The organism is Citrobacter sp. Marseille-Q5395 (assembly GCF_947057495.1).
In the GTDB taxonomy this organism is placed as follows: domain Bacteria; phylum Pseudomonadota; class Gammaproteobacteria; order Enterobacterales; family Enterobacteriaceae; genus Citrobacter; species Citrobacter murliniae.
In genome coordinates this window covers 154754-177993 of the sequence record NZ_CAMSEL010000005.1, presented here as the reverse complement: position 1 = coordinate 177993, position 23240 = coordinate 154754, and the positions used below count along the sequence as shown (strand labels likewise).

At 50.8% G+C, this 23240-nt stretch carries 19 protein-coding genes and 1 riboswitch; of the genes, 9 read left to right on the top strand and 10 right to left on the bottom strand.

Annotation, left to right across the window (positions count from 1 at the left end; all coding sequences use genetic code 11):
• The first annotated feature begins 69 nt into the window (after positions 1 to 69).
• Positions 70 to 672, top strand: a complete 603-nt coding sequence (locus OH663_RS07065) for a helix-turn-helix transcriptional regulator (protein ID WP_045448631.1) — start codon at positions 70 to 72, stop codon at positions 670 to 672.
• Here OH663_RS07065 and OH663_RS07060 read toward each other — a convergent pair.
• Both OH663_RS07060 and OH663_RS07055 read right to left on the bottom strand, forming a co-directional pair.
• Complete coding sequence (locus OH663_RS07060; RefSeq protein WP_045448629.1) at positions 669 to 1040, bottom strand: glycoside hydrolase family protein; 372 nt, start codon at positions 1038 to 1040, stop codon at positions 669 to 671. The genes OH663_RS07065 and OH663_RS07060 overlap by 4 nt on opposite strands.
• A gap of 90 nt (positions 1041 to 1130) precedes the next feature.
• On the bottom strand, positions 1131 to 1670 hold the full coding sequence (locus tag OH663_RS07055; protein ID WP_045448627.1) for a GNAT family N-acetyltransferase: 540 nt from the start codon (positions 1668 to 1670) through the stop codon (positions 1131 to 1133).
• 176 nt (positions 1671 to 1846) lie between these two features.
• On the opposite strand from OH663_RS07055, the gene OH663_RS07050 reads away from it, so the two are divergent.
• Positions 1847 to 3436, top strand: coding sequence for an STY4199 family HEPN domain-containing protein (locus tag OH663_RS07050; RefSeq protein ID WP_048223010.1), 1590 nt, complete (start codon positions 1847 to 1849; stop codon positions 3434 to 3436).
• Positions 3437 to 3474: 38 nt separating this feature from the next.
• Here OH663_RS07050 and OH663_RS07045 read toward each other — a convergent pair whose 3' ends face one another.
• Entirely contained in the window at positions 3475 to 5124 is a 1650-nt protein-coding gene (locus OH663_RS07045) for an alpha,alpha-trehalase (RefSeq protein ID WP_045448623.1), read from the bottom strand.
• A gap of 425 nt (positions 5125 to 5549) precedes the next feature.
• Between OH663_RS07045 and OH663_RS07040 the strand changes: the two genes are divergently transcribed.
• Together OH663_RS07040 and OH663_RS07035 are read left to right on the top strand one after the other, a co-directional pair.
• A complete protein-coding gene (locus OH663_RS07040) occupies positions 5550 to 6944 on the top strand; it encodes a cytochrome-c peroxidase (RefSeq protein ID WP_045448622.1) in 1395 nt (464 codons plus the stop codon).
• Positions 6945 to 7454: 510 nt separating this feature from the next.
• Positions 7455 to 8012, top strand: coding sequence for a hypothetical protein (locus OH663_RS07035; protein WP_200011335.1), 558 nt, complete (start codon positions 7455 to 7457; stop codon positions 8010 to 8012).
• A 139-nt stretch (positions 8013 to 8151) separates the two neighbouring features.
• Here OH663_RS07035 and gorA read toward each other — a convergent pair whose 3' ends face one another.
• Together gorA and OH663_RS07025 are read right to left on the bottom strand one after the other, a co-directional pair.
• Positions 8152 to 9504 (bottom strand): glutathione-disulfide reductase, encoded by a 1353-nt coding sequence (gorA, locus tag OH663_RS07030; protein ID WP_200011338.1) that lies wholly within the window; start codon positions 9502 to 9504, stop codon positions 8152 to 8154.
• A 104-nt stretch (positions 9505 to 9608) separates the two neighbouring features.
• On the bottom strand, positions 9609 to 10451 hold the full coding sequence (locus OH663_RS07025; protein ID WP_045448618.1) for a 23S rRNA (adenine(2030)-N(6))-methyltransferase RlmJ: 843 nt from the start codon (positions 10449 to 10451) through the stop codon (positions 9609 to 9611).
• Between the two features lie 295 nt (positions 10452 to 10746).
• Between OH663_RS07025 and prlC the strand changes: the two genes are divergently transcribed.
• A complete protein-coding gene (gene prlC, locus OH663_RS07020; RefSeq protein ID WP_200011339.1) occupies positions 10747 to 12789 on the top strand; it encodes an oligopeptidase A in 2043 nt (680 codons plus the stop codon).
• Positions 12790 to 13551 (top strand): 16S rRNA (guanine(1516)-N(2))-methyltransferase RsmJ, encoded by a 762-nt coding sequence (gene rsmJ, locus OH663_RS07015; protein WP_045448613.1) that lies wholly within the window; start codon positions 12790 to 12792, stop codon positions 13549 to 13551.
• A 50-nt stretch (positions 13552 to 13601) separates the two neighbouring features.
• On the opposite strand, the gene OH663_RS07010 is transcribed toward rsmJ, so the two are convergent.
• Positions 13602 to 14801: an NAD(P)/FAD-dependent oxidoreductase gene (locus OH663_RS07010; protein ID WP_045448611.1), complete on the bottom strand. Its 1200-nt coding sequence runs from the start codon at positions 14799 to 14801 to the stop codon at positions 13602 to 13604.
• A gap of 230 nt (positions 14802 to 15031) precedes the next feature.
• On the opposite strand from OH663_RS07010, the gene OH663_RS07005 reads away from it, so the two are divergent.
• On the top strand, positions 15032 to 15535 hold the full coding sequence (locus OH663_RS07005) for an RrF2 family transcriptional regulator (RefSeq protein ID WP_048222991.1): 504 nt from the start codon (positions 15032 to 15034) through the stop codon (positions 15533 to 15535).
• Positions 15536 to 15622: 87 nt separating this feature from the next.
• On the opposite strand, the gene dtpB is transcribed toward OH663_RS07005, so the two are convergent.
• Positions 15623 to 17095, bottom strand: a complete 1473-nt coding sequence (dtpB, locus tag OH663_RS07000) for a dipeptide/tripeptide permease DtpB (RefSeq protein ID WP_136345542.1) — start codon at positions 17093 to 17095, stop codon at positions 15623 to 15625.
• Positions 17096 to 17377: 282 nt separating this feature from the next.
• Positions 17378 to 17815, bottom strand: coding sequence for a universal stress protein UspA (gene uspA, locus OH663_RS06995; protein WP_003023368.1), 438 nt, complete (start codon positions 17813 to 17815; stop codon positions 17378 to 17380).
• Positions 17816 to 18208: 393 nt separating this feature from the next.
• On the opposite strand from uspA, the gene uspB reads away from it, so the two are divergent.
• The gene (uspB, locus tag OH663_RS06990; protein WP_003023371.1) at positions 18209 to 18544 is read left to right on the top strand and encodes a universal stress protein UspB; all 336 of its coding nucleotides are present in this window, start codon (positions 18209 to 18211) and stop codon (positions 18542 to 18544) included.
• A 72-nt stretch (positions 18545 to 18616) separates the two neighbouring features.
• Here uspB and pitA read toward each other — a convergent pair whose 3' ends face one another.
• Positions 18617 to 20116 (bottom strand): inorganic phosphate transporter PitA, encoded by a 1500-nt coding sequence (gene pitA / locus OH663_RS06985; protein WP_045448605.1) that lies wholly within the window; start codon positions 20114 to 20116, stop codon positions 18617 to 18619.
• A 229-nt stretch (positions 20117 to 20345) separates the two neighbouring features.
• Between pitA and OH663_RS06980 the strand changes: the two genes are divergently transcribed.
• Complete coding sequence (locus OH663_RS06980; protein WP_045448603.1) at positions 20346 to 21539, top strand: BaiN/RdsA family NAD(P)/FAD-dependent oxidoreductase; 1194 nt, start codon at positions 20346 to 20348, stop codon at positions 21537 to 21539.
• 37 nt (positions 21540 to 21576) lie between these two features.
• Here OH663_RS06980 and OH663_RS06975 read toward each other — a convergent pair whose 3' ends face one another.
• Positions 21577 to 22590 (bottom strand): magnesium transporter, encoded by a 1014-nt coding sequence (locus tag OH663_RS06975; RefSeq protein ID WP_263525708.1) that lies wholly within the window; start codon positions 22588 to 22590, stop codon positions 21577 to 21579.
• 55 nt (positions 22591 to 22645) lie between these two features.
• A riboswitch (M-box (ykoK) riboswitch) is annotated at positions 22646 to 22829 on the bottom strand.
• Positions 22830 to 23240 lie beyond the last annotated feature (411 nt).

Genomic DNA, 23240 nt, shown 5'->3' with positions numbered 1-23240 from the left:
CTTATTTTACCCCGTAGGTAATACCCTTCGCGTGTTAAGGCTAATATCTTATTTGGACGGAGAGAAATAATGCAGGTAATAATGTTTGACAGGCAGTCAATATTTATTCATGGAATGAATGTAAGTTTACAACAACGTATTCCAGGAGTGGATGTTCAGGGTGTCAGTCAGGCAGATGACCTTTGGCGAAAACTGGAAGAAAATCCTGATGCGCTGGTGATGCTTGACGGCGATCTTGATGGCGAATTCTGCCGTGGAATACTGCAGCGAATAGCGGAGCTATTTTCGGCGGTAAAAGTGTTGATAACGGCAACAGATTGCCGAAAAAAATGGCTGCAGGAAGTCACTCAGTTAAACGTACTGGCGGTTGTCCCGCGCGATTCTGACGCGGAAACGTTCACGCTGGCGATCAACAGTGTAGCGATGGGTATGATGTTTTTACCCAGAGATTACTTAGCGGTATCAGAGAACGGTAACCAGAATATAAAAGCGTTAAGCGCACGTCAGCGAGAGATCCTGACTATGCTGGCAGCCGGAGAATCTAATAAACAAATTGGTCGGGCGTTAAATATCAGTACCGGGACGGTAAAAGCACATCTTGAATCGCTTTATCAGCGGCTGGAGGTAAAAAACCGTACTCAGGCAGCAATGATGTTAAACGAATCATACTAACGGGTACTTATTTCACAGTCAGAAAGTGTCTGGCTGTGAAATATGAGCGACCCCATTTCTGAAGTACAAAATTGCTTCATCCCAATGCTGAGTATCCACGCAATAAGCGCTTCCTGCTGAAACAGATCGTTAAGTTGTGGCAACTTCGTCCGTATTAATGCCTCGCAGGCATACAAATCATCGAGCAGCAGTTTATCTGCCTGCATGACTGAAATAGGTTTATCGAAGTATTCATCTGCAGTGATTTCATGCCCGTAACCAATGACCCATATACCCTTTTTGTCCTGATACTTTTCCAGTGACAGACCCTGCCATTGTTTAATAAATGCGATACAGGTCGGCGTAAAATGTGCTGAATGGAGCTGCATACCGATCTCTCTTCATGTAAAGATCATCATTCTAAAGAGAACTGCTCGCTATAGTAGTTGCCATTCAGCCGGTTTTTTCAGTAAAACGCCTTATGGCATTGGTGAGAGGTATTCACGCTTTAACAAGCCGAAAATCCAGTCGTCATGCCAGGTTTGATGCAGCCAGTAACTTTCGCGTAGCGTGCCTTCATGAATGAATCCCACCTTTTCCAGCACATGTCGTGAAGCATGGTTGCCTGCGGTGACGCAGGCCGTCAACCGGCGTAGGCCTCCAATTGTAAACGCGAAGTCGCAGATGGCACGCAGGGATTCTGCGCCATATCCTTTACCTTGTGCTTCTGGCGCGAACAAAAAACCGACTTCGGCACATTCATTGTTTTCATGAATATATCCAGTGACGCCAAGCGGTAACCCTGTGTCGTTGTCGCAAACCACCAGACATAGCCAGTGTGGGCTTCCTGGAGACCACTCGGGTAAACGTGAGTTGAATACCGTCAGCACATCTTCTTCAGTGCGTGCGTCGGAGACAAATCGCATCACATCAGGGTTTTGCTGTAATTTTAAAAAGAACGCCCAATCGCCTTGATCCAGTGGGCGACAGGTAAGACGTGATGTTTTTAATACCGGCACAGGCTTATCTCCTGAATAATTTTCAACGATTACGCGGTTATCACTGTAAAACGTATCTATTTGGTATATGAATATGTTTTAGTCTACAACGGCACACATCTGTGGAGTGCCGCTTTATAAAAAGATAAATAAATACATTGTGAAGTCGCATTTTCGCGGCTCTTTTAGGGATGATAATGACCAATAGCGCGTTACAGGCGACATGTACGCCATTTGAACACTGTTTGGGGATCATCCGCCAGGCATCGGTGGAAATCTTACTGCTGTTAGGCGTACACGTCGCTGAGGGCAAGGATCCACGCTGGTTTCTGGAGCAACTCGATCAGGCCCGGCTGAATTTAGGCGGTTGGGGGATTGTGGCCAGACGGCTTCAGATGAATGATGCGCAACTGAGCCAGTTCACCCTGCGATTGCGCCATCTTCAACAGAATGTGCCTCAGTATGAAAGTGGTCAGGATGTCAGTGAAAATCAGCTGATTTCTGCGCTGCGCTTTGTGGCCTCCCTGGAACATTTGCGCCAGCAGCAGCCGCTGCTGAACTATCAAACCGAGTTTGACACAGGGAGTCAGGACGCACAGGTAAAGGCCCAGCGCCAGCTACGTGCAATAGAGTTAACGCTAAAATCCCTCGTCGCCCGGGTATGGCCGGATCAACACCCGCTAAACAGTTTTCTGAAACAGCATTTTGGCGCCGATCGTCTGCGCCGCTGGCTAAAGCTGGGTGAAGGGCGTGATGCGCTGGACGGTATGATGTTTAGCGAACTGGCGCTGATGGTTGTTGATAAGAAGCTGTTTGTTCGTCACTTTACCCAGATTTTTAATGATACTTCGGTGCTCACACTGTTTGTCGAACCGCGCTTAACGCTGCGTATGTTTCTGGATGACTGCCGTCAGGCACGAAACCGCGTTATCGCTCAGCAGCCGCTGACATCAGTACAATTGATGCTGTTAAATCACCAGTACGGGCAAATTACGCACCCTGTGCAGCGGGCGTTTGAAGAGCGGCGTATCCGTACTAATCCCTCGTCGTATCTGGAATCAGATGAGGACCTCGTCCGCCAGTTCTGGGAAACGGCAAGGCAAAAAGATGAGCAGGCCGGGGGAGATAAACAGGAAATCGCCGACAGTATCGATCCGCCAGATAAACGGGCAAAGCGTACGGCAGAAGAACGTGAACAGCTCATTTCGGGCATGCTGTGGGTTGCTGTTGGTGTGATGGTGCTGGTGATATCGCTGGGGGCATTCTGGCTCTTCAGTACACCTGCTCCGCTTGCGTCCGCCGGGAAGTCCGTTGAAATTGTGCAGGAAGAACCGCGGCGTGATGCGCCTTCCGCCCGGGAAACGGTGACCCGAATGGGGATCTCCTGGGATTCATTCAATATGCGGGCTGCCATCGATCGCAACGATACTCGCGTCACGTCACTGTTTTTGCAGGGCGGTATGGACTGGAAACTGGCATGGACGGAGCAGGCGTTCTCGACAGGCAATACCGATGTGCTGAAACTGCTGTTACGTTATCCCTCGCAGATGGATGAGGCTAAACCTTGTCAGCAGTTTATGAGTACGCTAAGCCACGCAATGTCGAATGGAGCATCCTTAACGTCGCTGCATAAAAGCTATTTAAAAAGTTTTTGCTCGGTACCGGACGTTGTCGCACGTCAACAATATAACGCCGAACAAGCTCAGTTGCGTGTGGCCGCAGAGCCAAGCGCAGAGAACAAAAAATGGCAGAAAATTCACGCAGCGCTTTATGATGCGATTAACTAACTGCCTGACAAGTATTGCATTATCAGGCAGTAAGGCGATTATGGTTCCCCATACAGGCCGATTAAGCGACGGACCACGCCATTGGTCCAGCCAAAGCCATCCTGTAACGGATATTCCCCGCCGCCGCCTTCTCGCGGCGTGCCGTCCGCGATGTGGTATTTCTCGATGAGTTTGTGATGCTCCTGGTAAAAAATATTAACTGTTTTCAGCCAGTTGCGGGCGATTTCATCCCCCAGGTGGTCATCACCATACAGTTTGAACCCCTGAATTGCCATCCACTGCAACGGCGCCCAGCCATTAGGTTTATCCCACTGCTCGCCAGTTTCATATTCCGTCGCCATAATTCCACCGGGTGTTAGCAGGCGGCTACGCACTGCGTTGGCGAGTCGGTCGGCTTGCTCATGGGTCGCCATACCTACATACAGTGGCACAATACTGGCTGCAGAAAAGAGAGCCATTTGTTCGCGGCGCCAGTCGTAATCACGATAACAGCCATTTTCATCGTCCCACAAATAGCGGTTCACGGCGGTACGGCGGTCACCCGCTTTCTGACGGAACAACGCTTCGGTTTCTCGATCGCCTTTTAGCGCGGAAATATTGGCAATGGTACTTTCCAGCTTGTACAGGAATGCGTTCAGGTCAATAGGGATGAACTGGGTGGTGCGTATACTGGCAAGGCGACCTGCATCGCGAAGCCAGCGTGAGGAGTAATCCCAACCGGAGGCAGCGCCAGCACGCAGATCTCGGTAGACCTCATTGGGGGGACGACCTGAATGTTTGGCGGTCTCTACGTCTTCGAGCCAGGATTCATCGCGAGGAGTATCGCGATCGTCCCAGTAACGGTTGAGCAATGAACCGTCCGGCATTCTGATGACGTGGCGGTAGGCCTGGTTTAGTACCAGGGAGTCGGCACCATCCATCCAGAACGCATACTCCATTTTTAGGTGATCCAGGTAACGACGCGCACCGCGCACGCCATCCTCTTCAAACAATTCCACCATCAGCGCAAATACCGGCGGTTGAGAGCGACTCAGATAGTAAGTGCGATTACCGTTTGGGATGTGGCCATAGTTTTCAATCAACCAGGCAAAGTTATCCGCCATACACTTCAGAAGATCTTCCCGGCCGCTCTCCGCCAGGCCCAGCATGGTGAAGTAGGAGTCCCAATAGTAGGTTTCGCTAAACCGTCCGCCTGGTACAATATACGACTGTGGCAACGCCAGCAGCGAAGACCAGGGAATGTGATCCTGCGGCTCGCGCGTTAGTACTGGCCACAGTTGGTCGATATGCTCTTTCAGCGAGCTATCCGGGTCGGAAACGTATTCACTGGAGGGCGTTTCCGGTAGCCAGAAATGGTTCTCGACGAAGCGTTTCAGATCAAAGTCACGATGTCGTCTGACTTTGCGATAGCGGATAAGAATATCCAGCGGATCCATTTTGGGCGCGCAGTCGGGGAATGTTTTACTGTCGGCAAACAGTTTTGACGACTGGACGTGCTCAAACAGTTCAAGGTAGCGATCGGCTGGCGTCAGGGCATCAGAGGCGGGTAGCCCTTCAATCATCTCTGGCTCGGGCTCTGCCTCAATCATTTCATCCAGCTTTAACTCGCACGGATCCATTTCATAAAGCAGATCGACATCGATCGTGAGTTCTTCTGAAGGGGCGTGGGATAGTTTCTGGTTGAGCATAATGAGAAAGACCTCCGGTGGATGTGGAAAGGGTAAGGCTATTGCCCGGCTGTCTGTTAAGCGTAGACATTCGCTTCGGTATTTGATGGATAAAGCGTGCGCTCAATCACACTTTTATGGTTTTCAGGAATCAATGAATAAATGTATCTCAATGATAACAATGGGTAATTTTTAATTATGCGAAAATAGATATATTTCATTTTCGGAACATTCGATTGCAACGATATGTGAACAGAAATACGTAGTGGCTCCTGCTTATAATAGGCACAGGCTATTCTATTGATAGTTCTGCTCCATGTAATTGATTGATACTTATCAAAATAATATCCCCCTCATTTCCTATGATGGTCAGGTCTGACAAAGACTGCGCATTAATTATTTTAATTTTCTGGGTCACAATAACTCACAACGGTGAGGGTAAAATAATGAAAATCATTACCCGTCTTACCGCGATTGCTATAGCAGGCATCGTGATCGGTTATTTTGGATTATCCGGTTATGTGTGGTACCACGATAATCAACGAAGTAAACAGGCTGATGTTCAGGCCTCTACACTGGAAGCCAATAATAAAGTTTTAGGTTTTTTACGCGAAAAAGGATGCGATTATTGCCACACGCCTTCGGCAGAATTGCCTTTTTATTCTTCTTTTCCTGTCGCTAAACAGTTGATGAATTACGACATCCAACTGGGATATAAATCTTTCAATCTTGAAGCTGTTCGTGCTGCGCTGGTCGCGGATAAACCAGTCTCTCAAAGCGATCTGAATAAAATCGAATGGGTAATGCAGTATGACACCATGCCGCCGACGCGCTACACCGCGCTGCACTGGGCCGGTAAGGTGAGTGATGCGGAGCGCGAAGAGATCCTTGGCTGGATCGCGAAACAACGTGAGCAGTACTACGCCAGTCGTGATACCGCACCTCAACATCGTAATGAACCTGTTCAGCCGATACCGGAAAGCATCCCGACTGACGCCCAAAAAGTGGCCCTTGGATTTACGCTTTATCATGATCCGCGTATATCCGGAGACAGTACGATCTCTTGTGCCCACTGCCATGCCCTGAATGCGGGCGGCGTGGATGGCAGAAAAACGTCAATTGGTGTGGGTGGTGCAGTCGGTCCTATTAATGCGCCGACGGTATTTAACTCGGTCTTTAACGTTGAACAATTCTGGGATGGTCGTGCGCCGACATTGCAGGCTCAGGCGGGCGGTCCACCGTTGAACCCGATTGAAATGGCATCGAAATCCTGGGATGAAATTATCCAGAAACTGGATAAAGATCCGCTACTGAAACAAGAGTTTACCGCGGTCTACCCCCAGGGATTCAGCGGCGATAATATTACCGATGCCATTGCTGAGTTTGAGAAAACGCTGATTACGCCAAATTCGCCATTCGATAAGTGGTTACGCGGTGATGAAGCGGCGTTAACTGCCCAGCAAAAGCATGGTTATCAGTTGTTTAAGGATAACAAGTGCGCGACCTGTCATGGCGGTATTATTCTGGGTGGACGTTCATTTGAACCATTGGGTTTGAAAAAGGACTTTAATTTCGGTGAAGTGACAGCCGCTGATATTGGCCGTATGAATGTTACCAATGAATTACGTGACAAACTGCGCCAGAAAGTACCGGGATTGCGTAACGTTGCACTGACGGCACCTTATTTCCACCGGGGTGATGTTCCAACGCTCGATGGTGCTGTCAAACTGATGCTGCGCTATCAGGTTGGCAAAGAACTCCCGCAGGAAGATATCGACGATATCGTTGCGTTCCTTGAAAGCCTTAACGGGGTTTATACGCCGTATATGCAGAGTAAGTAATCAATACAATGCCGGATGGCGGCTGATGCCCTATCCGGCCTACTGATTGCCGTGACTTTTAGGCCTGGTAAGCGTAACGCCGACGCATGTCACTGTTACTATTCGACGGTCAGTAGGGGAACGAATTCATTTCTGGCGACTGCCAACTCGACGACACTTCAACAAGCCTACCATCTCATACATCAATAAAACTGTATATTTTTCGGTTCATCTTCAATACTCTCGGCCCCGAATTATTTGTAACACTTATTTTAAACGATGAAGACGTACAGAAATAAGAAAAAATACCGCTACGTCGGATTATATGTATTTGTTTATAAATTGTTATTTGTTGTCTTTTTATACCATGACCTGATTATTATATAGCTTATATTTGGGGTGGAAGATATCCTGTAATATATAAAAGCGTTTCATTTTTATTACTTATAATTTTTTATCGTTACCAGATTACGGTAGTTGCGAAATAGTTCTCAAGTCTGTAGTTGACGGCTTTTTTATAGGATGTTCAAAATGAAGGCTGTATATATTATTTCAGATAATCAGTATTTCGCGCTTGGTGCTGCTGCGTTAATAAAGCATCAGCAAGCAATCATTGTTTCTCCTGAGGAACTGCTAAATCAGAACCCAGGGATCAGTAGTGGCGATTGCTATATTTTCGTCCGGAACAGGGTGTTGCATCGCCGTCTGTGCTGTTATTTGAAGCAGACGAACTGCAACCTTATTTTTTTTCTGCCCGGTTTGCGTTACCGCAGTGGAACGAAATTGTTGCCCTGTTTCTGGCCCGCCAGAATATCAGCGAAAAGTTTTCGTGAGCGATCGGCGCAGGTTGCCAGATATTTCAGCAGGAGTTGCCCGGAAAATACTACGCTGTCAGGTCGTGCGCGTATGAGCATGGCTGCGGCGGGGCTGGAGCGTTATATGCGCTGGGTAAGAGCACGCAGTATTTCACACCAGGCCGCTCACAGTCATCACCGGGCTCTTATTAAAACTGTAGGCATCGAGAACGTAAGCATTCACACTTTATTTCTTTCAGAATACATTGCGGCCAGTCATATCGCCTTGTCATGACTGATAGAGAATGGATCTTTCAAATGTGAATGGCCCAATGATTCTGGGGGCTTACATATACACACTATTCAGTAAGGAAAACTGGCCTTTTACAACCAGTTTTCCAGAGCTGAGAACATGTATAGCTGCGTTTTCAATATTAACGCATCGTGACAAACTCTTCCGCTGCGGTCGGGTGTATTGCAACGGTATTGTCGAAGTCTTTCTTGGTTGCGCCCATTTTCAGTGCGACCGCGAAGCCCTGCAACATTTCATCCATACCAAAGCCGATGCCGTGGATACCGACAATCTTCTCTTCCGGCCCTACACAAACCAGCTTCATACGGCACGGCTGACGATGAGTTGTCACCGCGGTGTACATCGCGGTAAACGATGATTTATACACTTTTACCTGGTCATCGCCATGCTGTTCGCGAGCCTGCTGTTCGGTCAAGCCTACAGTACCAATCGGCGGGTGGCTGAAGACCACGGTCGGGATGTTGCTGTAGTCCAGATGTTCGTCCGGTTTGTTGTTAAACAGACGTTCGGACAGACGGCGACCTGCGGCAACGGCAACAGGTGTCAGTTCAACGGCACCCGTGTTATCACCGACAGCGTAAATGCCTTTTACGTTAGTATTCTGGAATTTATCAACGACGATATAACCTTTTTCATTGGTTTTCACGCCTGTTGCCGCCAGGTTTAAATTATCGGTTGCCGGTTCGCGACCGATTGCCCAAATCAGACAATCCACAGTTTCGCTGCGACCATCTTCTAGCTCCAGGGTCAGGCTGCCGTCTGCGTTTTTAACCACTGCTTTCGGGATGGCATGCGTATGCAGAGTCGGGCCTTCGGCGTTCATCACTTCAACCAGGGTTTCAACAATCATCGGGTCAAAACTGCGCAACGGCGCATGTTTACGCACGAACAGGTGTGTTTCTGCACCCAGGCCGTTAATTACGCCAGCCAGCTCAACGGCGATGTAACCCGCACCGACAACCGCAACGCGCTTCGGCAGGGCTGGCAGTTCAAAGAAGCCATCTGAATCAATGCCGTATTCCACACCGGGAATATTCGGGTGGCTCGGGCGACCACCGGTTGCAATCAAAATATGGTCGGCAGTGATGGTTTCACCGTTTACTTCAATGGTTTTAGCATCAACGAAGCGGGCGAAGCCTTTGATCACATCAACGTTATTTTTACCCAGCACGTTGTCGTAAGAGGTGTGAATACGGTCGATATAAGCGGTGCGGCTGGCGATCAGTTTGTCCCAGTCGAATTTGTTGATGGTGGTATCGAAACCGTAGTCCGGGCCATACATATGGATCGCTTCCCGGATTTGAGCAGCATGCCACATCACTTTCTTCGGTACACAGCCAACGTTGACGCAGGTGCCGCCCAGTTCTTTGGCTTCAATCAATGCGCATTTTTGGCCGTACATTGCCGCGCGGTTAATGGAGGCAATTCCGCCGCTGCCGCCGCCGATAGCGATGTAATCATAGTGTTTGGTCATGACCGCTCCTTCATGTTCATTGTAGGGCGGAGAAGCGTTTCGCCATCCGCCAAAATATTCGCGATTGTATACCTGAAATCGAAAGGTTCCACCGATGGCTGCGATTACTCCGGCACGATCCAGCTTACCGAAGTATGCCCGGTTCCTGCCGGAACCAGTTTGCTGTGCAGCCACGGTAGCACGCTGTTCATCTGCTGCTCCAGCTTCCACGGCGGGTTAATCACAATCATGCCGGAAGCCGTCATACCGCGCCGATCGCTGTCCGGGAGAACCGCCAGTTCAATCTGCAGGATGCGGCGGATGCCGGTGGCTTCCAGATCGTGCACCATACGCTTGATTTGCTGGCGCAGGACCACTGGATACCACAGTGCATAGGTGCCGGTTGCGAAACGCTTATAGCCTTCATTGATGCCGGTAACCACGGCCTGATAGTCGGTTTTAATTTCGTACGGTGGATCGATAAGGATCAACCCGCGACGGGAAACCGGCGGTAATTTTGCTTTTAACTGCTGGTAGCCGTCAGCTTTGGCTACGCGGGCACGCTCGTCTTTCTGGAATTCGGAGCGCAGCAGCGGAAAATCACTCGGGTGCAGTTCAGTTAATTGCAGGCTGTCTTGTTCGCGCAGCAACTGGCGGGCAATCAGCGGAGATCCTGGGTAATAGCGCAACTGACCACTACGGTTGAAATGTTGCACGACGGAAATATAGGGTTCGAGTTCAGCCGGGAGGGAGTCCTGTTGCCAGATACGGGCGATGCCTTCCAGATACTCGCCAGTACGCTCGGCATGTTCACCGCTCAGCTGATAACGGCCAGCGCCAGCATGGGTGTCCAGATAGAGAAACGGTTTTTCTTTCTCTTTGAGTGACTCGATGATCAGACTCTGAACCGTGTGTTTAAGGACGTCGGCGTGGTTGCCAGCGTGATAGCTATGGCGATAACTGAGCATGGGTAAACGTATTCCAGGTAATATAATAAACGATTTGCCACAGTTTACAGTAGAACGGTACAGATTACCCGCAGGCCCGATCGCTAAGCGCCAGCGGGCGTTTTTCCGCCACGCCCGGCATTGAAATCCTCTACACTTAACCCCATTCTACTGAGTATTACGCGCCGGAAGGCGGCTGACGCCTTATCCGGTCTACAAATGGTGATACCTGTAGGTCGGATAAGATGCTTTGGCGTCGTCATCCCGCGAAAACGCCTGAGCGTTTCGTTTCCTTTTTTTAACCAGGACTGTGCATATGACAAATCCATTACTGACGCCCTTCGAACTGCCGCCGTTTTCCAAAATTCAGCCTGAGCATGTTGTGCCTGCAGTGACTAAGGCACTGAATGATTGCCGTGAAAACGTTGAGCGAGTGGTTGCGCAGGGTGCACCGTACACCTGGGAAAATCTCTGCCAAAAACTGGCGGAAGTGGACGATGTACTGGGGCGTATCTTCTCTCCGGTAAGCCATCTGAACTCGGTGAAAAACAGCCCGGAACTGCGTGAAGCCTACGAACAGACGCTACCACTGTTGTCCGAATACAGCACCTGGGTTGGGCAACACGAAGGTCTGTACAAAGCGTACCGTGATTTGCGAGATGGTGCTCATTACGCCTCTCTGAATACTGCACAGAAAAAAGCTGTCGACAACGCGCTGCGTGATTTCGAGCTTTCTGGTATCGGTTTACCGAAGGAAAAACAGCAGCGTTATGGCGAAATAGCCACGCGTCTGTCTGAGTTGGGCAACCAGTACAGCAACAACGTTCTCGACGCCACCATGGGCTGGACGAAACTTGTTACCGACGAAACAGCGCTGGCAGGAATGCCTGAAAGTGCGCTGGCTGCCGCGAAAGCGCAGGCAGAAGCCAAAGAGCAGGAAGGATATTTGCTGACGCTGGATATCCCGAGCTACCTGCCGGTGATGACCTACTGTGACAACCAGGGGTTGCGCGAAGAGATGTACCGCGCCTATGTAACCCGCGCTTCTGACCAAGGGCCAAATGCGGGTAAATGGGACAACAGCCCGATCATGGAAGAGATCCTCGCGTTGCGTCACGAGTTGGCTCAACTGTTGGGTTTTGACAGCTACGCCTATAAATCACTCGCCACCAAAATGGCGGAAAACCCGCAGCAGGTGCTCGACTTCCTGACAGATCTCGCGAAACGCGCGCGTCCCCAGGGTGAAAAAGAGCTGGCCCAGTTGCGTGCTTTTGCCAAAGCTGAATTTGGCGTTGATGAGCTGCAACCGTGGGATATCGCGTACTACAGCGAGAAGCAGAAGCAGCACCTTTACAGCATCAGCGATGAGCAACTGCGCCCGTACTTCCCGGAAAACAAAGCCGTTAACGGCCTGTTCGAGGTGGTTAAGCGCATTTACGGCATTACCGCTAAAGAGCGCTCAGACGTCGATGTCTGGCATCCGGAAGTGCGCTTCTTCGAACTGTATGACGAAAACAATGAGCTACGCGGCAGCTTCTATCTTGATCTCTACGCGCGTGAAAACAAACGTGGCGGGGCGTGGATGGACGACTGCGTTGGCCAGATGCGTAAAACCGACGGCACGCTGCAAAAACCGGTCGCTTACCTGACCTGTAACTTCAACCGTCCGGTTAATGGCAAACCGGCGCTGTTTACTCACGATGAAGTGATTACCCTGTTCCACGAGTTCGGTCACGGCTTGCACCATATGCTGACCCGCATCGAAACTGCAGGTGTTTCCGGTATTAACGGTGTGCCGTGGGATGCGGTCGAACTGCCGAGCCAGTTTATGGAAAACTGGTGTTGGGAGCCGGAAGCGCTGGCGTTTATCTCCGGCCATTATGAAACCGGCGAACCGCTGCCGAAAGAGCTGCTGGATAAAATGCTGGCGGCGAAAAACTACCAGGCGGCGTTGTTCATTCTGCGCCAACTGGAGTTCGGTTTGTTCGATTTCCGCCTGCACGCCGAGTTTAATCCGCAGCAAGGGGCGAAAATTCTCGAAACCCTGGCAGAGATCAAAAAGCAGGTTGCCGTTGTTCCGGGGCCTGCCTGGGGTCGTTTCCCGCACGCCTTCAGTCATATTTTCGCGGGTGGTTATGCGGCGGGCTACTACAGCTATCTGTGGGCAGACGTGCTGGCAGCAGATGCTTTCTCTCGTTTTGAAGAGGAGGGGATCTTCAACCGTGAAACCGGTCAGTCGTTCCTCGATAATATTCTGACTCGTGGCGGCTCTGAAGAACCGATGGAGCTGTTCAAACGCTTCCGTGGCCGCGAGCCGGAGCTGGATGCGATGCTTGAACACTATGGTATTAAAGCGTAAGTGAAGATCTGCTTAATTGATGAGACGGGCGCCGGAAACGGCGCCTTATCTGTTCTGGCTACCCGCTGGGGACTGGAGCAGGATGAAGACAATCTGATGGCGCTGGTGATGACGACGTCGCATCTGGAGCTGCGCAAACGTGATGAGCCAAAACTTGGCGGCATCTTCGTGGATTTTGTCGGTGGGGCGATGGCCCATCGGCGCAAATTTGGCGGGGGACGCGGCGAAGCGGTGGCAAAGGCGGTCGGCATTAAAGGTGATTATTTGCCGGATGTGGTGGATGCCACGGCGGGGCTGGGACGTGATGCTTTTGTGCTGGCATCTGTTGGCTGTCGTGTGCGGATGCTGGAGCGCAATCCGGTTGTTGCGGCGCTGCTCGACGATGGTCTAACGCGTGGCTATGCCGATGCCGAGATTGGTCCATGGCTGCAGGAACGGTTGCAGTTGATCCACGCATCCAGTCTGACGGCGCTAACCGATATCACTCCACGTCCGCAGGTGGTGTATCTTGACCCGATGTTCCCGCATAAGCAGAAAAGCGCGCTGGTCAAAAAAGAGATGCGCGTGTTTCAGTCGCTGGTGGGCCCGGATTTAGACGCTGATGGCCTGCTGGAGCCTGCTCGCCAGCTTGCCACCAAACGCGTGGTGGTGAAGCGCCCGGATTACGCCCCACCGCTTGCAGATGTCGCAACTCCCAACGCAGTGGTGACCAAAGGACACCGGTTTGATATTTACGCCGGAACGCCGTCAATTCATGGTTAAGTAGCGTGTAGAGGCCGGATAAGGTTGTTAGCCGCATCCGGCAATTCCGATTACACAAACGGTGCCAGCGGATCGGCAATCTCAAACGCGACCGCTTTATCAGCCTTCGGCGGATAAATCAGCTCGCTGACGATCGACAGTTTTAACTTCTTCGCCTCTGCGCGGGTCAGTTTCACTTGCTGATCCCAACCTTCGGTATACACCGCGCCCCATGCGCCAAGATCCAGGCAGGTGACGTAGTTTTCCTGGCGGTACGGCAGCGGCGGCACGTCGAGCAGGCTTGCTGCGGCATTGTTACCGGCAAATTTGCCCAGCAGAATGGCATGCTGACAGGTCATTAAGGCATGATTGCCTTTGTCATCGGTGGCGGCGTACGCCACATCGCCAGTGGCATAAATATCGTCATGTCCCACCACCTGCAAATTTGCATTTACGTGCAGACGACCCTGGCGATCGCGCGGGGCGTCAATTTGCGCCGTCAAACCGTTTGCCTGCACACCGACCGTCCAGATAACGGTGTGTGAACCGATAGTTTGCCCGTCTTTCAGTGTGACACCAGAAGCATCCACACTTTCGACCTCTGCATTTACCAGCCACTCTACACCCAGCTCAGCGGAGGCTTCAGCAATCACATCGCGCAACGCTTTGCTCCAGCGTGCGCCTGGTTGTGCGCCTCGTTCAACTACGACAACTCTGGTCTTAGCATCGGCACCAAGAATTTCTCGCAGACGGCCAGGTAACTCCAGCGCCATTTCGATGCCGGTAAAACCGCCGCCGCACACTACTACGGTATTGCGTGCCTCACTTTCTGGCTGATGTGCCAGATCATTCAGGTGTTGCTCCAGTACGGCTGCGCTTTCCAGCTGGTCGAGGTCAAAAGCGTGCTGAGCCGCTCCAGCGACCATTGAACGGTTTACCTGGCTGCCACTTGCCAGAATCAATCGGTCGTAGCCGAGCAGTTGCGTGTTGCCAGCCGCATCTGTCCAGCTCACCTCTTTTGATTGCACAAGCAACTGAGATACTGTGCCGCTGAGGAATTTTACGCCAGTTACGTCAAACAGCGGTTGCAGAGGTGCGACCAGCGTCTGGACGTTGTTTTCATAAAAACGGGGGCGAACACGCAGCTCTGGCTGGGGTGCAATAACTGTTATATCAATGGATTGCTGGTGTTTATCTGCCAGGCGCGCGGCACTCAGCGCTGCCCACATACCGGCAAAGCCGGCGCCTACGATCAGAATTTGTTTACGCATTCGGTTTTCTCACTGGTCATCACGATTTATTTACTCGGATTTTATTGGTCGTAGTTATTAAATGCAATGCGATTTGCAAAATATGAAGGGAACAAGGTATTTAAATGCAACTATTTATTTGATATTTATATTATTTATTTTTTAGTTTCAGCGCGTGTGTACGCGGTCTATGGCAAGATTCAGTTGAAAAAGCTACAATAACTCAGATTGATTTTGGCTGAGATAAGATAATGGCATTCTACAGTTCCGGGGTTGAGTACGGCATTCATAGCCTGATGTGTATGGTCGACAGTAGAGGCGACGCGCGGGATATGAGCGTTCGGGAAATTGCTGAATTGCAAAGTGTGCCGTATGACTATCTGGCCAAGATATTTACCCGCCTGTCGAAAGCGGGCCTGGTGCGCAGTATCGAGGGTAAGGGCGGCGGTTTTCAGCTCGCCAAACCAGCTGAACATATTACGGTGCTGGATGTGGTAAACGCGATTGATGGCGATAAGCGCATTTTTGAATGCCGTGAAATACGCCAAAGACTGGCGGTATTTGACGAGCAACCGCCAGAGTGGGCATGTGAAGGGATCTGCGGTGTGCGTTCAGTGATGGATATGGCTCAGCAGCGGATGGAAGAAGCGCTCGGCCAGCACACAATTCTGGATTTGGCCCGCAAGATGTACCGCAAAGCGCCGGACACTTTTGTCATTGAAGTGCAGGAGTGGATTGACGCGCGCAAAGGATAACGGTTGGAAATGCCGGATAGCGAAAGGTGTATCGGGCATGTTGAATACAGGCCGGATCAAGCGATAGCCGCCATCCGGCACTGAGTATTATTGTTCGGTGCTTGGCGTATTAATCATCCGGTTCAACCACGGCACCATAATCGCCATCACCACTGTGACTGCCAGCGTTACCAGACCGATATTACTGAACACGTTGGTGTAGATAGGTAATGTCTGTAACGGGTCGGTGATGTTTTCCGGTACTGCGGTGAACGTCGCAACGTAACCCCCCATCAGGAAGGCTGCTGCCTGCGTCAGGAACCACATCCCAAGAATAAAGCCCATCAGATGCTGCGGCACCAGTGCGGCGACCATTGCCAGTCCCAGGGCGCTAATCAGCAACTCACCCAGGCTCTGGAACAGGTACACCAGTACGATAAACCACGGCGATGTCAGGCCCTGTGCATCAGCAAACCACATGCCGGCGGCGGCGGCGGTCAGGAATCCCAGTGAGCACAAGAACATACCGAGAGTAAACTTCATCGGCATGGTCAGGTCTTTGCCTTTGTTACCCAGACGGGTATAAATCGCTGCCAGTACCGGGCTGGCAAGAACGACCCAGAACGGGTTCAGCGCCTGGAAGCTAACCGGGTTGATGGCGAATCCCAGGATTTCGTGGTGTACGTTATTGATGGCAAAGAAGTTCAGTGACGTCGGCATCTGCGCATACAGAACGTAGAACACCACCGCTTCCAACATCAGAATAAAGGCCACAAACATTTTGTTGCGTCCGGTTTTATCCAGTTTGAATGCCTGGCGGAAGAAGATAATAGTCACAACAATCGACAGAACGATCAGTACCAAGTTAGCGATTTTAACGTTGTGCATCAGCCACGCGCAGATAAACACCATTACCACTGTACCGGCCAGCACACAGAGCAGGTTGCGGAATACCAGCGGCTTATGGTCTGGCTCAGAACCAATGTCTTTCACCATCCCGCGGCAGGCAAAGTAGACCAGCAGCGCGACGATAAGTCCGGCACCACACAGGTTATAGGTAACGGCGTAACCAAACTTATCGGCAATTACCGGTGCCAGCGACAGCGACAGCAACGAACCGATGTTAATCGACATATAAAACAGGGTGAAGGCGCCGTCCAGTCGGGCATCTTTTGGGGGATAGCATTTTGACAGCAAACTTGCCGGGTTAGCTTTAAACAGCCCGTTGCCTACGGCAATAGTACCCAGCGCGATAAAGATCAGATCGGGTTTGAGTAGTGACATCCCGGTCATGAAGTAGCCAATTGCCAGCACAATAGCACCGAGAACCAGCGTGCGTTTTGTCCCTAACAGGTGGTCGCCGACATAGCCGCCAATGGAGATTAGGCCATACACCAATGCGGCAAACGCACCGAAGGTGATAAACGCCTGTTCCTGGGAGAACCCGAGTTGCTTAACAAAAAAAACCGCCAGGATGCCCTGAACGCCGTAATAGCCAAATCGTTCCCATAATTCTACAAAAAAGATCATGAAGAACGGACGAGGTTGCTGCAGCAAGCCCGTAGGTGCACTTGTATTCATATTCCTTCGCCTTTCAAAGCCATCCCGAAAAGTATGAACGCGTATGCTAAAACGCGCCGAAAAAGTCTTATTTTGTTATAGACTGCGGAGATTAGCCGCGAGAGTAGATTATTATAGAGATAGTTTTCGATCCAATTAGTTGATCACACTAATTATGATTTATTTGTTGGGTTGATGTACTGATAAGTGCCGAAGGGATAAAAACAAAAACGCCCGCAGAGGCGGGCGCTTACAGGCGTAAATGTTTGCAGCAGGCCGGGTTACTTCCCGGCGGCAAGCATTTTATGCTTCTTCGTCGTCACGCAGCGGAACAATCAACATGTCGACGTGAACGGTGTTGATCAGTTGACGTGCGGAGGACATCAGCTTGCTCCAGAAATCCTGGTGATGACCACAAACGACCAGGTCCATGTCGTATTTTTTAATGGCATCAACCAGAACCTGACCCAGGTCGCCGCTACCGCTCAGGGTTTCGGTGATAGGGTAGCCAGCATTGGTGGACAGCTCGGTTAACGCGTGATGAGTTTCTTCAGAAATACGTTTCTGCATATCACCCAGATTCACGTCGATTAACCCGGTGTACAGATCGGAATAGTTTACGTCAACGTGGATAAGGGAGACTTTTGCATTGTAAGGCCGCGCCATAGAGACCGCTTTTTCAACCAGAACTTTACTTTCCGGAGAAAGATCAACCGCGATAAGAATGTGTTTATAAGCCATAGTGTTACTCCTTCCATAAGTTGTCGATGACTAGCCTTCTGGCGTTCATTTGCCGCCGCGTCATCCGCGTCCTGCGAACGTTGTGCGCGGGGCTAGCCCAGTCGTAAAGACGTACCATTTAAGGACTATCCTTACATTATAGCGACCGGGATAATCCGTCAATCCGCCTTGATTGCCAATTAGTTAAACAAATTTTTCAGCTAATTGCATTGATAGTGATTAACCTTCTGGCAAAAAAATTAACTAATCTCCTACACTATCTAGAGAGGCGTTCGGATACGAGATACAAACACGAGCGGTTTCGGTAGCACTCTTCACTGAATGGTTTGGCAGGGTATCGGGTAGCGGTAGCCCCGGAGAGGAGTTCCGTGGGCGGGTCGCCGGGGAGGGGATATGATAAGCACCATTGCATTATTCTGGGCTTTATGTGTCGTTTGCATTGTTAATATGGCGCGCTATTTTTCTTCGCTGCGCGCACTGTTAGTCGTACTTCGTGGTTGCGATCCATTGCTCTACCAGTATGTAGATGGAGGCGGCTTTTTTACCTCGCATGGGCAACCCAATAAGCAGATGCGGCTGGTGTGGTATATCTACGCGCAGCGCTACCGTGATCATCATGATGATGAATTTATACGCCGCTGTGAGCGGGTTCGCGGTCAGTTCATTCTCACCAGCGCGTTATGCGGCCTGGTATTAATCAGTATGGTTGCGTTGATAATCTGGCACTAAGCCACGTCACTCTACGGCAGATATAAAAAAAGCGGGTCAGTTTCCTGGCCCGCTTTTTTACTGTGCATTCGCTTAGATAAGCTTCAGGGAGAGCCAGTACAGCACCCCAGAAAGAATAATCGCCGCAGGCAGGGTAAAGACCCAGGCCATCAGAATGCTGGTCACTGTTTTACGCTGTAAGCCGCCACCGTCAACAACCATCGTACCCGCAACAGAAGAGGAGAGAACGTGGGTGGTGGAAACAGGCATACCGGTATAACTGGCGAGACCGATAGAGACAGCAGCGGTCATCTGCGCCGACATCCCCTGAGCATAGGTCATGCCTTTCTTACCAATTTTCTCACCGATAGTGGTCGCCACACGACGCCAGCCAATCATCGTACCGCAGCCCAGAGCCAGAGCAACGGCCATAATGATCCAGATAGGCGCATACTCGATGGTGCTCAGCATGTCGGTTTTCAGTTTCTTCAGCAGACGCTGGTCGTCAGCGCTTACGCCAGGCAGCTTAACCACTTTATCGGTGGTATCGGAGATGCACAGCATAATGCGGCGCAGTTGTCCGCGCTGCTCAACGCTTAACTTGTCGTAAGTTTCCAGATTCGCCAGCATACCTTTTGCACGCTCAAGCGCGTTGATGGTATTTGCCGGGTGGCAATGGAACTCGTTAGCTTGCGTTGGCACGCCAGCTTCCGGCGACGGAATGAGCTGATCTACGCCAGTGGCTTGCTTCAGCAGATCAGGACGCTGCTGGAAGAAGGTTTCGACGTTATTGATAGCATCGCGGGTACGAGTAATTTCGTAACCGGAGGCGTTCATATTCACTACGAAACCTGCAGGCGCTACGCCAATCAGTACCAACATCACCAGACCAATGCCTTTCTGTCCGTCGTTCGCGCCATGAGAGAACGCCACGCCGATAGCAGAGAGGATCAGTGCGATACGCGTCCAGAAAGGTGGTTTTTTCTTACCGTCTTTCTTTTCACGTTCCGCTGGCGTCAGGTGGATACGAGCACGTTTTTTAGTACCGCTCCAGTAACGACGCAGAATGAAAATGAGGCCGCCTGCAACCACCAGACCGACAATCGGCGAGACGATAAGCGAGGCAAAGATACCGATAACTTTCGGGATGTTAAGTGCGTCCACCACCGAAGTGCCGTTCATCAGCGCATTGGTTAAACCAATACCGATGATCGCGCCAATCAGCGTGTGGGAGCTGGATGCTGGCAAACCAAAGTACCAGGTACCGAGGTTCCAGATAATTGCCGCCAGTAGCATAGAGAACACCATGGCGAGGCCATGTGAGGAACCCATGTTGAGCAGCAGATCCGTTGGCAGCATATGCACGATGGCATAAGCTACGCTGAGACCACCCAGCAAAACACCAAAGAAGTTGAATACCGCAGCCATGATAACCGCCAATTGCGAACGCATTGCACGGGTATAGATCACGGTTGCGACAGCATTTGCTGTGTCATGGAAGCCGTTAATTGCTTCGTAGAACAGCACAAAAGCCAGAGCAAGCAATAGTAAAAGCCCGGTATGTAAATCCAGGCCAGCAAACAAATGTAGCATAGGACGTTACGCCATTTTGAGGACATGAACGCGGCGCATTATCAGTGACTTTGGTGGCGCGGGCAAAGTGAAATATAGAGTTTTTTTGATATATCTCCTGCTTTGTTTTACACCACTAAAGAATTATCCTATAGAATTCAGATAAATACCTATTATTGATAGTTTGGTGCTGGTGCGACCACTGAGGAATCTTTACAATTCACGCCCGCTTTTTAGAGAGGATCGCAACGTGGAAAGGTTTGATACCGTTATTATAGGCGCTGGCGCAGCGGGTATGTTCTGTGCCGCGCAGGCAGGACAAGCAGGTAGTCGCGTACTGCTGATTGATAATGGTAAAAAGCCTGGGCGCAAGATCCTCATGTCTGGCGGGGGGCGCTGTAACTTTACCAATCTTTATGTGGAGCCGGCGGCTTATTTGAGTCAAAACCCGCATTTTTGCAAATCAGCGCTGGCTCGCTATACGCAATGGGATTTTATCGATCTGGTCGGCAAACACGGCATTGCCTGGCATGAAAAAACGCTCGGTCAGTTGTTCTGCGACGACTCTGCTCAGCAAATTGTCGATATGCTGGTGACAGAATGCGAAAAAGGTAACGTTACAATGCGGTTACGTAGCGAAGTCCTGAGCGTAGCGCGTGATGATGACGGCTTCCAGATTTTGCTGAACGGCATGACGGTCAGTGCGAAAAAGCTGGTTATTGCGAGCGGAGGGCTATCCATGCCGGGTCTTGGCGCTTCGCCGTTTGGTTATAAAATTGCTGAACAGTTCGGTCTGAACGTGCTGCCGACGCGTGCAGGTTTGGTGCCTTTTACGCTGCACAAGCCGCTATTGGAGCAGCTTCAGGTGCTCTCTGGCGTGTCTGTACCTTCCGTTATCACCGCTGAAGACGGCACTGTGTTTCGTGAAAACCTGCTCTTTACGCACCGTGGCCTTTCAGGTCCGGCGGTTTTACAGATTTCCAGTTTCTGGCAGCCAGGTGAATTTGTCAGCATTAATTTGTTGCCCGATGTAGACCTTGAGGCTTTCCTCGACGAACAGCGTAGCGCACACCCTAATCAGAGCCTGAAGAACACACTGGCGATGCAGTTGCCCAAACGTCTGGTGGAGTGTTTGCAGCAGTTAGGGCAACTTCCGGATGTGACGCTGAAACAGCTTAACGTGCGCGATCAGCAGGCACTGGTGGAAACCCTGACCGAATGGCGCGTGCAGCCAAACGGCACAGAAGGGTATCGCACGGCGGAAGTCACGCTGGGCGGCGTGGATACCAATGAGCTGTCATCACGTACGATGGAAGCGCGTAAAGTACCAGGTCTCTATTTTATCGGTGAAGTGATGGACGTCACTGGTTGGCTGGGCGGGTATAACTTCCAGTGGGCATGGTCGAGCGCCTGGGCGTGTGCGCAGGATTTGGCGTCTGCGTGAATGTGATGCCCGATAACCTGAGTTACCGGGCGCTATATTAGTTCAGGCCAAGAAAATACTGGGCAATTTTAAAGTAGATAATCAACCCGGTACCGTCGATAAGCGTGGCGATAAACGGCGCGGATACGACGGCCGGGTCAATGCCAATACGCTTGAGCAACATTGGGATCACTGATGACACCACGGCGCTCCACAGCGTAATGCAGACCAGTGTCAGGCTGACGATCAGTGTGATTTCCATGCCGATGCCCATCATCCAGGCGCGTATGCAGCCTGCCAGACCTAGTGTCAGGGCGATCAGCAAGGAAGTTGAAACCTCTTTGCGGATCACCCGGCCCATATCCCGTAGCCGCACTTCTCCCAGCGCCATTGAACGTACCAGCGTCGAAGTGATCTGTGTACCGCTGTTTCCGCCGGTACCAATTAGCAACGGAATAAAAAAGGCCAGCGCGATCGCTGATTCCAGCGCCTCTTCGAAGTGCTGAATTACACTACTTGTGTAGGCTTCCGCGATAAACAGCAGCAGGAGCCAGACCGAACGTTTTTTCCACAATGTCCACGGACTAATTTCCAGATAGGGTTTCTCCAGCGGCAGTGTCGCTCCCTGAAGCTGTACGTCTTCGGTAACATCATCCTCCTGTAGATGGGCTATCTCTTTTTCCATCAGACAGCCGACCAGATCGCCTTTCTCAACTACAGCAACCAGATCGAGTTCACGCTCGGCTAGCTCGGCAACGACCATTGCCCGTTCATCATCAGGCTTAACATGGAACAGACAGCTGTCCATAATATGGTTGATGTTCAGCGACGTATCTTTTTCCTGCAGCAGGCGCTTGACGGATAACACCCCGCGTAGCGCTTTCCCTGCAACCACAAAAACCTGACCAGGAATATCATCCGTCGTGAGCTGTGAGACAAAGTATTCGCGGGCACCGTTCACGCTGAGATGATCCGGCAGGGTAATAAAATCGGTACGCATATATTGCGCGATGGCATCGCCATTAAAATCCGGCTCAGGAAGATGGGCGGCGCAGAGTTGCATAGATGACATGGTGTAATTCCCTATAAAAAGCTCTCATAGGGGCGAACAAGACAGGATTAGCACAGGCAGATCCCTACGTCCTGGTTTTAGCACTGAACAACGTATCTGTCCGATGGTGAGATCGTCAGAAGTTACCTTGGCAACACCTTGATTCGATGGATGCCTGTATTTCCCTGAGTGGTCTCTCTCGATACCAGCAGGGCGGTAACTTATATTTGTGCAGGAGCCTCGCCATAACGAGATCGGTAAATGAGCCGCTATTATAGGGATGTCTAATTATTGATTATGTTTATAGTTACGTTTGTTTATCAATCGTTGATATACGGAATAATTTCTGAGTCGGAGCGCGGTAGGGCATAACTGGAAACTACAACCGAATAGACATATCGAATCCAGGTGTTAGTATTCAATATATAGCAGTTATGAGTATGCGTGTTTCATTTCCGGCCAGGAACGCTGATGATGACAACATTACTACCCGATTTCACAGCATCTTCGTCATTCACTTCCTTTGCGGTGAGCGTTGTCGTGACGCCTGTCCACCGTCTGGCCTTTACTTTTCATTCCTTCTCATCCCGGATGGAATCTCCCGCTGAATAGCTGTTCAGTGGTCTTTGTGACACGCATCGTTTGGTAACAGGGATTATAGCGGGTCGAAT